General features: G+C 55.1%; 12 protein-coding genes. 8 read left to right on the forward strand and 4 right to left on the reverse strand.

What is annotated here, in order from left to right:
• Positions 1–4: 4 nt before the first annotated feature.
• Positions 5–1,918, reverse strand: coding sequence for a molecular chaperone DnaK (gene dnaK / locus Q8O73_RS13765; protein WP_305558737.1), 1,914 nt, complete (start codon positions 1,916–1,918; stop codon positions 5–7).
• Between the two features lie 283 nt (positions 1,919–2,201).
• Complete coding sequence (locus Q8O73_RS13770) at positions 2,202–2,696, reverse strand: DUF2244 domain-containing protein (protein WP_305558738.1); 495 nt, start codon at positions 2,694–2,696, stop codon at positions 2,202–2,204.
• A gap of 201 nt (positions 2,697–2,897) precedes the next feature.
• Between Q8O73_RS13770 and nth the strand changes: the two genes are divergently transcribed.
• The 3 genes from nth (at position 2,898) to Q8O73_RS13785 (ending at position 5,798) form a co-directional block, all read left to right on the forward strand.
• A complete protein-coding gene (gene nth / locus Q8O73_RS13775; RefSeq protein ID WP_305558995.1) occupies positions 2,898–3,539 on the forward strand; it encodes an endonuclease III in 642 nt (213 codons plus the stop codon).
• 193 nt (positions 3,540–3,732) lie between these two features.
• Entirely contained in the window at positions 3,733–4,551 is an 819-nt protein-coding gene (locus Q8O73_RS13780; RefSeq protein WP_371135095.1) for a glycosyltransferase family 2 protein, read from the forward strand.
• Entirely contained in the window at positions 4,548–5,798 is a 1,251-nt protein-coding gene (locus Q8O73_RS13785; RefSeq protein WP_305558739.1) for an O-antigen ligase, read from the forward strand. Before Q8O73_RS13780 ends, Q8O73_RS13785 begins: the two co-directional genes overlap by 4 nt.
• 66 nt (positions 5,799–5,864) lie before the next feature.
• Here the strand turns inward: Q8O73_RS13785 and Q8O73_RS13790 are convergent, their stop codons facing one another.
• Positions 5,865–7,256, reverse strand: a complete 1,392-nt coding sequence (locus Q8O73_RS13790; protein WP_305558740.1) for a penicillin-binding protein activator — start codon at positions 7,254–7,256, stop codon at positions 5,865–5,867.
• A 152-nt stretch (positions 7,257–7,408) separates the two neighbouring features.
• Here Q8O73_RS13790 and rsmI point away from each other — a divergent pair, with 152 nt between their 5' ends.
• Positions 7,409–8,245, forward strand: a complete 837-nt coding sequence (gene rsmI / locus Q8O73_RS13795) for a 16S rRNA (cytidine(1402)-2'-O)-methyltransferase (protein ID WP_305558741.1) — start codon at positions 7,409–7,411, stop codon at positions 8,243–8,245.
• A complete protein-coding gene (locus tag Q8O73_RS13800) occupies positions 8,245–8,631 on the forward strand; it encodes a YraN family protein (protein WP_305558742.1) in 387 nt (128 codons plus the stop codon). The genes rsmI and Q8O73_RS13800 overlap by 1 nt, the downstream gene beginning before the upstream one ends.
• A 773-nt stretch (positions 8,632–9,404) precedes the next feature.
• On the opposite strand, the gene Q8O73_RS13805 is transcribed toward Q8O73_RS13800, so the two are convergent.
• Positions 9,405–9,812 carry a DUF2000 family protein gene (locus Q8O73_RS13805; protein ID WP_305558743.1) on the reverse strand — a complete coding sequence of 136 codons (408 nt, stop codon included), beginning with the start codon at positions 9,810–9,812 and terminating at the stop codon, positions 9,405–9,407.
• A gap of 33 nt (positions 9,813–9,845) precedes the next feature.
• On the opposite strand from Q8O73_RS13805, the gene Q8O73_RS13810 reads away from it, so the two are divergent.
• From Q8O73_RS13810 to Q8O73_RS13820, 3 genes are all read left to right on the forward strand, one after another.
• Positions 9,846–10,706: an AraC family transcriptional regulator gene (locus Q8O73_RS13810; protein ID WP_305558744.1), complete on the forward strand. Its 861-nt coding sequence runs from the start codon at positions 9,846–9,848 to the stop codon at positions 10,704–10,706.
• A 117-nt stretch (positions 10,707–10,823) separates the two neighbouring features.
• On the forward strand, positions 10,824–11,489 hold the full coding sequence (locus tag Q8O73_RS13815) for a BON domain-containing protein (RefSeq protein WP_305558745.1): 666 nt from the start codon (positions 10,824–10,826) through the stop codon (positions 11,487–11,489).
• Positions 11,490–11,497: 8 nt separating this feature from the next.
• Positions 11,498–12,481 (forward strand): SirB1 family protein, encoded by a 984-nt coding sequence (locus tag Q8O73_RS13820; protein ID WP_305558746.1) that lies wholly within the window; start codon positions 11,498–11,500, stop codon positions 12,479–12,481.
• Positions 12,482–12,580 lie beyond the last annotated feature (99 nt).

The following is a 12,580-nucleotide window of genomic DNA, read 5'->3' on the forward strand; positions in this document are numbered from 1 at the left end:
CGTCTTATTTGTCTTTTTTGCTGTCATCGACTTCTTCAAAGTCGGCATCAACAACACCATCATCAGCCTTGCCCGAACCCGATGCAGCGGCTTCTTCGCCCTCATCTGCGGCCTGCTGGGCCTGATACATGGCTTCGCCAAGTTTCATCGCAACCTGCTGCAATTCATTCATCTTGGCGGTAATGGCTTCGGCATCTTCGCCGTCCTTGACGTCTTTCAGGGCAGCAAGACCGCTTTCGATCATCGATTTGGTCGCGGCATCAACCTTGTCGCCATGTTCGGCAAGGTTTTTCTCGGTCGAATGAATGACGGCTTCGGCCTGATTGCGGGCCTCGACCAGTGCCTTGCGCTTTTTGTCGGATTCGGCGTTGGATTCGGCGTCCTTGACCATCTTTTCGATTTCCGCATCGGACAAACCACCCGATGCCTGAATGCGAATCTGCTGTTCCTTGTTGGTCGCCTTGTCCTTGGCCGACACATTGACAATGCCGTTGGCATCAATGTCAAAGGTCACCTCGATCTGCGGCACACCGCGCGGTGCCGGTGGAATACCGACCAGATCAAACTGGCCCAAAACCTTGTTGTCCGCTGCCATTTCGCGTTCACCCTGGAACACGCGGATGGTCACGGCCGTCTGGTTGTCTTCGGCAGTCGAGAAAGTCTGGGACTTGCGGGTCGGGATCGTGGTGTTGCGGTCGATCAGGCGGGTAAACACCCCACCCAGCGTCTCGATGCCCAGCGACAACGGCGTTACGTCGAGCAGCAACACGTCCTTGACGTCGCCCTGCAACACACCGCCCTGAATCGCCGCACCAAGGGCAACGACTTCATCAGGGTTCACGCCCTTGTGCGGTTCACGACCAAAGAATTCCTTCACCCGTTCCTGCACCTTGGGCATACGGGTCATACCGCCAACCAGGATCACGTCATCAATCTCACCGGCGGTAATACCGGCATCTTTCAACGCTGCCTTGCACGGGGTCATGGTCCGTTCGATCAGATCGCCCACCAGTGCTTCAAGCTTCGCACGGCTCAATTTGATATTGAGGTGCTTCGGGCCCGAGGCATCGGCGGTAATAAAGGGCAGATTGACTTCGGTCTGCATCGAAGACGACAGTTCGATCTTGGCTTTTTCTGCCGCTTCTTTCAGGCGCTGCAAGGCCAGACGGTCCTTGCGCAGATCAATCTGCTGTTCCTTTTTGAATTCATCGGCAAGGTAATCAATGATGTTCTTGTCGAAATCTTCACCACCAAGGAAGGTATCGCCATTGGTCGATTTGACTTCAAACACGCCATCGCCGATTTCCAGAACAGAGACGTCAAACGTACCGCCACCAAGGTCATAAACGACCACGGTGCCACCGTTTTTCTTGTCCAGACCATAGGCCAGGGCGGCAGCAGTCGGCTCGTTGATGATCCGCTTGACTTCAAGCCCGGCGATCTTGCCGGCATCCTTGGTCGCCTGACGCTGTGAATCGTTGAAATAGGCGGGAACCGTGATCACGGCTTCGGTGACCGGTTCGCCCAGATGCGCTTCGGCGGTCTCCTTCATTTTCTGAAGGACCATCGCGGCAATCTGGCTTGGCGCAATTTTCTCGCCATTGACTTCGACCCATGCATCGCCGTTATCCCCGGCAATGATTTTATAGGGAACGAGGTCTTTGTCCTTTTCGACTTCGGCGTCGCCATAGCGACGACCGATCAGACGCTTGATCGCAAACAGGGTGTTTTCCGGATTGGTCACCGCCTGACGTTTTGCCGGCTGGCCGACCAGCCGTTCGCCATCACTGGTAAACGCCACCATCGACGGAGTGGTGCGTGCACCTTCGCTGTTTTCAATAACACGACCCTCCTTGCCGTCCATCACGGCAACGCAGGAGTTGGTGGTGCCAAGGTCGATACCGATAATCTTGCCCATAGTCAGTTCCTTTTGTAGCGGCCGGTCCGTCCCGCAGCCTTCGCCTTGAAGCGCTGCGCAGGACCTCCTGGGACCAAATGGTTATAAAAGCCTTTGTGTCAGAAGGGTCATTAACCCCGCGCACCTATATATGAGAGTCAAAACAAAGGCGCAAGCGGTGAAAACGGTGAATTTTTGTCGTTCAGACGATGTTTTTGCCTTTCCGGGCGCAAGAATGGCCCTGAACGATCATAATCGCCTTGTCTTACACTTTGTCCGTACGTCAATTCAGACAAAATAAAGATCACACCATCCGCGGCATTGCCTTGCACAGCCTTAGTTTCTTGCGCAATTTCCCGGCCAGTTCGGTTTTTTCCGACGCGCCCAGAAATCCGGCAATTTCCAAGTCCTTGCCATGGGATCGCAAAAACAGGCTGCATTGATCATCGGGCTTTTGTTCAAGGATAACCTGAAGCCAATAGGGCTGAAAATCAAAATACTGACGCGATCCACGCGCCGAGATGCGCGTTACCCGTAAAATATCACGGCCCAGTTCAATCCGTTCCTCCGCCCGGGCGGACCGGAAACTGAAATGAAAGGCCAGGGCAAGCAGCACCACATCAATCCCCAGAAAGCCGATCACAGGCCATGCACCGCTTGCCCAGAAAATCAGTCCCAACACGCCGGTCAGACCACCCATAAACCACACAATGCGCCGCGCCGCCCGCCGCGACAGGGATCGCGGCGGATGCAGATCAACCCGGAAAACCGGTTTTTCAGTACGTGGCAGATGCGGCATGATCCAGCAACCCTTAAACCAATAGCTTGCTGTGCTGAAGATTATAACTCTGGAATGCTTCCAGTCTGGTCGCAATCAAAATTCGACCTTCCCGACACAACATCCTATAAATACATCCTGACCTTGATTGCAGATGACCGCACACCGCAACGACCAAACCATTATAAAATCAAAAATCCGGAAACCGCCATGTCCCGCCCGATGAACAAAGCCGCCATCGAAGCCTTTTTTCAACGTCTGTCGGATGCCAATCCCGAACCCCGAGGCGAACTGAATTACACCAATCCCTATACGCTTCTGGTGGCCGTCGCCCTGTCGGCACAGGCCACCGATATCGGAGTCAACAAAGCCACCGAAAAACTGTTTCAAATCGTCGCCACCCCGCAGGATATGCTGAATCTGGGCGAAGAAGCCCTGATTGGTCATGTCCGCACCATCGGGCTGTATCGCGGCAAGGCCAAAAACATTATGGCGGCGGCCCGGATACTGGTCGAAAAACATGATGGTATTGTACCCAACGATCAGACTGCCCTTGAAGAATTGCCCGGTGTCGGTCGCAAAACCGCCAATGTGGTGCGCAACATTGCCTTTGGCGAACCAACCATGGCGGTCGACACCCATATTTTCCGGCTGGGCAACCGCACCGGTATGGCAACCGGCAAAACAACGCTGGCGGTTGAAAAGGGCCTTCTGAAAAAAATCCCGCCCCGCTTTATGAATCATGCCCACCACTGGCTGATCCTGCATGGTCGTTATATCTGCAAGGCTCGCAAACCGCGCTGTGGCGACTGCATTGTCAATGATCTGTGTAACTTCAAGGACAAAACACCGGCGACGGTATAGCCTGACAGGGTGAAAACATTTCTTTGCGATCCGCAATAGTTCGGGCTAGAAACATTTAGCCCTTTTCACAAGATTTCCCGGACAGCATATTGCCCGACATCAGTTATATATTACCGGTTTACAACAAGGTGGAAGCCTTGCCTTTTTTCTGAAATCCCTGCGAGATCAACAAGGGGATTTCACGGCAGAATATATTTTCATCGATGATGTCTCAACCGATCATTCCAAAGCCGTTCTACGCGAGATTATGGGCGATTGTGCCAATTTTCATCTGATTGAAAATACCGTCAATGCCGGGCCCGCGATCCGCCTCAATCAGGGAGCCAAAATTGCCCGCGGCAAATATCTGGCCCTGTTTGATTGTGATGAAATTCTCGCCCCTAACGCCGTTTCGACATTGCTGGCACTCGCACGCAATCATGATGCCGATATGGTGCATGGCAAATGGCAAAAAACCACTAATTCAATCGACAAGGTAACGGCAGAAGCCATCCCACCGACGGCACCGAACCGGGTGTTTGATGACCCGCTGGCGCGCGTGCTCGGGCGCGGCATGGTCCGTATGACATGGCTGGTTGAACAAAATCTGTTTCTGCAAGCAGGCGGATGTGACGAGCAGGTTTTTGTACAGGACGAATCGTTCCGGTTACGCCTTGCCGCCAAAGCCAAAAGGCTTGTTGATTCCGAGGCAATCATTACGATGGTACCCGATGTTGGCAGTCATGTGTCGTCCAACAATCTGCAACTGCATCATGACCGCTTTTTCATATTTTATAATTTCCTCACAGAGCACCCTGATCTTCCGGCCCCAACCCGTCGCAAACTTGTCGAGAAATGTATTTCTGCGGCCCGCAAGGCACGGCGGGATGGTGCCAAATTCCCCCTGATTTCCGTGATGTTTCATTATCTGCGCGCAAAGGCCGGACTGGCGACGCTGACACCCGACTCACTGGCCGGGCTGCGCGATCAATTTCTTGGCTTGAATTCTGTTCGGAGACCATCCAGACCGTGACTTTTGACACCCATAAAAGCCCCTTTGCCCGCTGGAGCCATCTGATTGCCTTTGGGCTGTTGTGTGCCGTACCACCACTTTTGTTATTTGCGCGTGCCGGGGCGGATATTGCCGTTGTACTGGTGGGTCTGATTTTCCTGACCAGAAGTGCGGTCAACAAGGATTGGGCGTGGGCACGGGAAATTGACATTCTGATTTTGCTGGGCATCTGGGTGATTTTAAATCTGCTGGTATCCCCCTTTGCCTATGATATCGAACGCAGTTTTGGGCGATCCCTGTCCTGGTTGCGTTTTATTGTTTTCTATGTTGCCGTCACGCGCTGGTTACTGGTCGATAAAACTGCCCTAAAAATCATGATCGGGGTCATGCTGGTCACCGTAACCATCGCAACCGCAGATGCAGCCTTCCAGTTTTTCAGCGGTCATTCCGCACTGGGCGGACAGCAAATAACCGGTCGCCTGACCGGCCCTCTGGACCGACCCAATATCGGCATTTATCTTGCCAAGATTTGGTTTGCGGCGCTGACTCTGGCTTTTGCCTTTCGCCTGATGTCCGGTGACAAAAAATTGTTGGGGATATGTCTTGGTCTAGCACCCTTTGTACTGACCATCATTTTCCTGAGTGGTGAACGCACAGCCAGCGTCCTGACCGTCGGGGCAATCATTTGTAGTCTGATCGGATTGTTTTTAGTGGGCGGCATATCCCGAATCATTGCCATTGCAACCGGAACGGTATGTGCCGGTGGTCTGATTCTGCTGGTTTCGATGAGCGATCGTATCGCCGCCCGCCTGCAAGCCTTAAGCACGGTGCTGTCCGATTACAGCGAATCGATTTACGGTGAACTGGTTCTGCTTGGCTGGAAACTGTTTACCGAAAATCCGGTAACCGGCATTGGCATGGGCAATTTCGGGCGGGTTTGCCCTCCGTATCATGCGCAGGGACTGATTGCCGAATGCCAGCCCCATCCGCATAATTTCTATATCGAATGGCTGTCCGATACCGGGATTTTGGGGACCCTTCCATTTTTGGTATTTGTGGCCGTCATTGTTTTCGCCGGTCTGCGGCGCATCCGACCGGGGCACCCGCAAACATTCCTTGCCGGTCTTTATATTGGGACCCTTGCCCTGTCGCTGTTTCCTTTGGCCGCGACGCAAAGTGCGTTTTCAAACTGGCCGGCCATCGTCGCCTGGACCTCGATTTCCTGTGCGGTTGCGGCGCTTCGCAGTCTCGACACCCAAAAATCCTGAAATGAAAAACACCCGCGACGGCATGACCGGACGGGTGTTTTCTTTGCAAATTCCAGACAAAGACGATCAGAAGACCTGATCAAACGCCATCGGGGCCGGGCTGATGACCTTGGCACCATCCGGGGCAATTTGCATGATGACATAGCCCCGTTGTGATCGTCCGTCGCGATCCAGCCGGAAAATACCATCGACCCCGGCAAAGCCGGTGGCTGTCATCATCGCATCTTGCGTAATGCCGCTATCCGATCCGGCCAGAACGGCGGCAAGGGCCGCACTGTCATAGGCAAGGCTGGCGATGCGCGGGGGCTGTCCACCAAATGTCCGGTTATAGCGTTCTGAAAACAGCGCCCAGTTTTCCGGGTCCGGTGCGGCAAAAATTCCGCCCCGCAGCGCCGGTTCGCTAAACAGTCCCGGATCGTTCCAGCCAAATGTCCCGATAAACTGAATGCGCGTCGGGTCCACATCGAAATAGGTCAAAAGAGCGGAAACCTGCCGCAATTCCCCGCCGGTTGCGGGTAAAATCAAGGCATCGAAATTCGGATCGCCCAGCGTATCAAGCCCTTCAAGCCGTTGCAGGGCACGCCTTGCCGCCGCCGATCCGTCTGCCTGCAATTCGGCGCGACGCGACCGCAGGGCCGCCCGGCGGCCATCATAATTGGCAAAATCACGAATGGTTTGTTCCAGCCCCTCTGATCCCGGCTGATAAAAGGCGACCCGGCTCAGCGTGCCGCCTGCCCGTGCGACAATCTGCTCCATGCCCGATGCAAGCTGACGGCCATAATCGCTTTGCGGCAACAAGGCGGCAAAACGGGTTTTGCCCTGGGTCGTTGTATATCCGACCGCACGGCTGATCTGGTCTTCGGGCACCAGCCCGCCAATCCAGACACCCGGTTCGGCAATGCGTTGATTATTGGAAAAAGACAGGACCGGTACCCCGGCCTGACGGGCAACTTCGCCAGCCCCGCTGACCGATTCGGCAAAAAGCGGGCCCAAAATCAGATCAGCCCCGGCATTGATCGCCTCGGTCGCGGCCGACCTGCCCCCTTCATAGGTGCCTGCCGTATCAATCGGCATCAACACAAAATCATCCCGGGCAATATCAAACATCGCAAGTTCAGCCGCATGACGCATCGCCCGGCCCAGATCGGCGCTGGATCCGCTCAGCGGCAACAGCAATGCCACCCGCTTTTCATTGATTGTTGCGTCATCATTATAAGTATTGGGCAGGATATATCCTGATCCATCTGCCATCGGCTGATCAGATGGCCACGGGCTGGGATCGGGAATCAGGACCTGATTGGGGGGTCGCGACGGATCGCCCGCCGCCCCGTTTGCCACAACCGGGGCCGGGTCCTGTTGCGAACCAAAAAGGTCCGTGATACTCGTCGTAGCATTACATGCCGCAAGCCCCAGCGAGAGGATCACAACAGATGCCGTCCGGCGCGCGACCCGGCTCAATGCCAAACATCCGTTCTTCAGACCGGACGGATGATGTTTCCGAAAACCCACTCTCACCTCCCAAATGCTCTTCTGACCCGCAGGGTAATGCGGCTGATGACGCAAGTAAACCGGATCAAGCACATCTGCCGTTATCAGCAGGGCTTTATCTGGTGGCTACTCCAATCGGTAATTTGGGCGATATTACGTTCCGTGCGCTGGAAATGCTTAAACGCGCCCATATTATTTTGTGCGAAGACACCCGCACATCGGGCAAATTGCTGTCGCGCTATGGCATAAAAACCAAACGCATCGCCTATCACGAACATAATGCCGAAAAAATCCGCCCCGAAATCATGCGCCGTCTGGCCGATGGGCAGGCACTTGCGCTGATTTCCGATGCAGGCACCCCGCTTATCAACGATCCGGGGTACAAGCTGGTGCGCGATTGTCAGGCCGCCGGGTTTAATGTCACCACCGCACCGGGGGCCTGTTCGCCGATTGTTGCTCTGATCCTGTCGGGCCTGCCATCTGATCATTTTTTTTATGGCGGGTTTTTGTCGCCGAAAACCACGGCGCGCAAACGCGAATTGTCTGGCTTCACCGCCATTCCCGGTTCGCTGATTTTCCTTGAAAGCCCCAAGCGTCTTGCCGCCAGTCTGGCGGATATGGCAGAAATTCTTGGCGCGGACCGGCCCGCCGCCGTCACCCGCGAACTGACCAAAATGTTCGAGGAAATCCGCCCCGGAACCCTTGCCGATCTGGCCGCCCATTATAAAGAAGCCGGTGCGCCCAAGGGTGAAGTCGTCGTCGTGATCGGCCCGGCTCCAAAATCAGACAATGGCCCGGATGCCGATGCAATTGATGCGCGCCTGCGCGATCTTTTGAAAACCCTGCGCACCAAGGAAGCCGCCGATATTCTGGCGCGCGAAACCGGCATGGCCAAACGCGATCTGTATAACCGCGCCCTTGAACTTGCCCGTGCCGACAAAGACGGGTCGGCATCATAATGGCCTGGCGACGAGAGAACAGCCCGCAGGATCGCCGCCATACCCGCCGCATCGCCGAACGTGGCGGGCGGGTGGCGGAATTGATGTGCCGGATCTGGTTGCGCCTGACCGGACACCGGATTCTTGCCAGCCGCTATCGCTGCCGGGCCGGGGAAATTGATATTATCGCCACCAAAAACAATATCCTGATCGCCATCGAGGTCAAACGCCGTGCAAATCACACCACAGCACTGGAATCCATTTCCCGGCGGCAGCAACAGCGCATTGCAAAAAGCCTTGAAATCTATGCCGGGCAGAACGGCTTTGACGGTGATCTGCGCTGTGATGTCATGACGGTCGGTCACCGCATGGGCATCCGCCATCTGAAAAATGCCTGGATGATATAAATACCGAATAAAACATTGATTTTACATATTTTTTTATCAAGCGGCAGCACGCATGTAAAGTTTTTTCAGATTTTTTGAAAAAGTTCTTGATTTGTTCTTTTCTCTGTGGCATAAGAGAAAAATCAACGGGGTAAATACGCCCGGACCGAACCCGCAAAGCCTTGTGCCTTGCGGGTTTTTGCGTTTGGCGCCAGATAAAACAGGTGAAAGAGACGATGATGCGGCGATACATAAACAGACAAGGCGGCGGGCCAGCCCGCAAGAGGGTAACCGGCGGGTGGAAAAGCCATTACGGTGGCAGTGCGCAGGCGGTCTGACCCGGCCATTTGTCAAGACGCCCGAATTGCGTCTTGTCTGCGGCGTGCATGGTGGCAACATTTCCTGACAGTTTCGGGCAGCGTCCGGTTTTGCCGGGGGCGGCAGGCGCGGGTGACGGGTCCGGCATGAAGGGACGCATGCCGGGCGGCGGCAGGGAATGCCATGCCCGCATGTGCGGGAACCGGTTTTGCGCGAATGACGGGGGTGATCGTCATTTTCCTGCGCCCCCGAAGTTCTGCGCCAAAATCACACGGGGGCAGTGCGTCCTGTTGGCGACAGGGCCTGCCTGATGTGGTGCCGGGTGCCGTCGACCCTTGCCGGAGGTGGGCGAGAACGGGCAGCAGGCAGGAAAATCGGCGCGACATGTTCCGATATCCAGACGAATGACCCGCAAGACTTCCTGCGAGGACAGGCCGGGTTGCTCGGTGCCTGATTTTCCGATTTACGACAGCTTTTCAGGGATGCATTTTTGCTCCTTTGGTAATCTTGTCAGCCAGTCGTTTTTCCGCACGGAACGCAATCCCGACAACCTTGGCGTCATCCGGCGAAAATTTCGCAAAAACGGTACGGTTTGCCGCATCATGGCTGGTTGTGAACATCTCTTCGACATATAGCGATGCTGTCACACCCCGATCCAGTACGCGGCGATGAATTTTGGTCAGGGTCCCCTGATCCGCAGCAAGTACGATCGCCGGTTGGATCGAGAGAGGATTATAGATATTCTGGTCGTGATCGATATAAGCTTCACCAATAATATTGGGGAACTGTGCAACGATGCCGCTCATTAAAAAAGCTGTGACATTCAACGATTGCCAGCTTTCCAGATCATTGCGCAGCACAATGGCAACTTTGGTATCGAACATGGGCGGGGCATCCTTTGGGTTCTGAAAACAACAATGAATGATGCTTTAAACCAAAGCGAAACCGCCGGTCTTGAACGATTGTGCAGGCCGGATCGCCGCGAACAGTTTATTGAAGCCCCGGCCCTGCCCGGCATTGAACGGATTGAGGCCCGTTTTTACGGCAATATGTTCGCCCCGCATCGTCACGATACTTATGCACTGGGCATCACCCTGCATGGTGTTCAGACATTTCACTATCGCGGATCGCATCACGCCAGCCAGCCAGGCAATATCATCGTCCTGCATCCCGACGAACTCCATGACGGCGGTGCCGGCACCGATGATGGATTGCGCTATCGCATGCTGTATCTTGAGCCGGGCCTGCTGCAACGCGGCCTAGGATCAGGTGCAATATCCCTGCCCTTTGTCACCGATCCGGTGATTTCCGACCCGGTGCTGCGGGCAACGCTGGCCCTGATGCTTGCGCATCTTGATCAGGAAATGGACGCCCTTCTGATCGATCATTTCATTTGTGACATAGCAGACGGACTGGCGAGTCATGCAAAGGAACCGCGTAAAGGAATCAGCCTGCTTGCACTTGAACGGATGGAGCGGGCGCGTGATTATCTTGAAGCCAATTTTGACCGACCTGTCTTGTCGGCAGAACTTGAAGACATCACCGGGCTGGATCGCTATCGCCTCATCCGGCAGTTTCGCGCCTGTTTCGCCACCACGCCCTACCGGTTTTTGATGATGCGCCGCCTGCAAAAATCCCGTGCCCTGATTGCACAGGGGCATCCGTTGGTTGATATCGCAGGAGAAACCGGATTTGCCGATCAAAGCCACCTGAACCGGCATTTTAAACGCGCCTTTGGCGTCACGCCGGGCCGCTGGGCAGAACTGGTCCGCGCCTGACGTAATTAGGATGCGAACCCATAATTGGTCAAAACCGGTTTGCTTTAAAACTCCTTAACCCAATTGGCCCATATTCAGGGTTGAGACATTCGGGGAATTCGGGGCGAGAACCGATAAATGACGACATTTTCTGCCGTGATGCGGCGGGTTGCCGCCTGTATTGCAAGGTTAAGGCATTATATCACACAGGCCGGGCCGATTTTGGTGATTGTGCCAATGATGGCGATTGTGTCGCTTGCGGGATGCACATCCCTGGTGATCGGGGCCGGTGCGACGGCCGGGGTATCGGCCATGCAGGAGCGCGGGTTTCAGGGCGCGGTTTCGGATGCGGCCATTACCGCCAATCTGTGGCGCAAATATCTTGAAGTCGATGAAAACATGTTTCGCATGATCGATATCGAGGTGGTCGAGGGCGAGGTGTTGCTGGCGGGGCAGGTCCGCAACCCCGAACATCAGCTTGAAGCCGTCAGAATCGCCTGGCAGACTGACGGGGTCAAACGGGTTCATAACGAAATCGCCGTGACCGAACCGGTCAGCCTGATGACCACGGCCAATGATCTTTTGATCACCACCCGCATCAAAACCGCCCTGATGTTCGATACCGATGTCTATGCCATCAATTACAGCATCGAAACCGTCAATGGGACGGTTTACATCATGGGCATCGCCCAGAATGAAACCGAACGCGATCAGGTGATATCCCATGCCCGCAATACCGGCTATGTTAGGCGCGTGATCAGCCATGTCCGGCTGAAAGATGATCCCACACGTCAAAGGATATAAAAATCCCGGTGCCCCCTGTTCTGAATGACGCTGATTCTGATCGTCGCTGGCTGATTGATTATGCCAGAGGCCAGTTTCCCGACGCCACCGCCGCCGAAGCCGCCCTGCGGTTTGCCCGGCTGGATGATCCGGCACGCGATCTTGCCCCTTATCAGACCCGGCTGGATGACATCGCCCGCGATCTGGAACGCACCATTGCCAATGTGACAGGCGGCGCGGGTGATCCGGATGCCCGCGATCTTGCCACCGCCTTGCAGGAAGTCATTCCCGGTTATCACGGTTTTCAGGGGGATGGCGACAATTACGACGATATCGGCAATGCCAGCCTGATGCAGGTGATGGATCGCAAACGCGGTCTGCCGGTTGCCTTGTCGCTTCTGTATCTGCATGCGGCGGCGCGGTGCGGTATTGATATGACCGGTATTGATTTTCCCGGCCATTTTCTGTTGCGCCTTCAAGCCGGGGGCGAACGGGTGCTGATTGATCCGTTCCATGACGGCATGGTGCTGGGTGCGGCCGAACTCCGCGAATTGCTGAAGGCTTTTCATGGGCTGGATGCGGAATTACAACCCGAACATTACCGCGAAGCCTCTGATATTGCTGTTTTGTTACGACTTCAAAACAATATTAAAGTCCGCGCCATGCGCAATGGCAATCTTGACCTTGCCCTTGATGTTGTTGAACGCTGTTTGCTGATTGCGCCCGATCATGGCGGGCTTTGGCATCAGGCAGGCGCATTGTATGCCCGGGTCGGACGGGACAAAGAGGCCCTTGAAGCGTTCGAGAAATTCCTGACCTTCAATCAGGACCCCACCCACCGCCAACGTATCAAAATCCTGATCGCCGAATTGACCGAACGGTTGCATCCGGCCCCCACACCCCCGTCCCCGGCGATGCCCGTGTCGCTTCATCCGGCAAAATCACCCGCTCGGGAATCACGCACGCCCCCGGATGATTCGAGCCCCGATGATCCTGCCGGACAGGATCGGTAACCCTGACTTGTTGCTTATCCAGCAAGGCCGCATTGCGGCCCTTTGCCATGCCGAAACAGGTATTTTCTCAATATAAGGTTACCTAAAAACATCTATACT

The sequence above is a fragment of the Thalassospira sp. genome (genome assembly GCF_030690045.1).
Lineage (GTDB): Bacteria > Pseudomonadota > Alphaproteobacteria > Rhodospirillales > Thalassospiraceae > Thalassospira.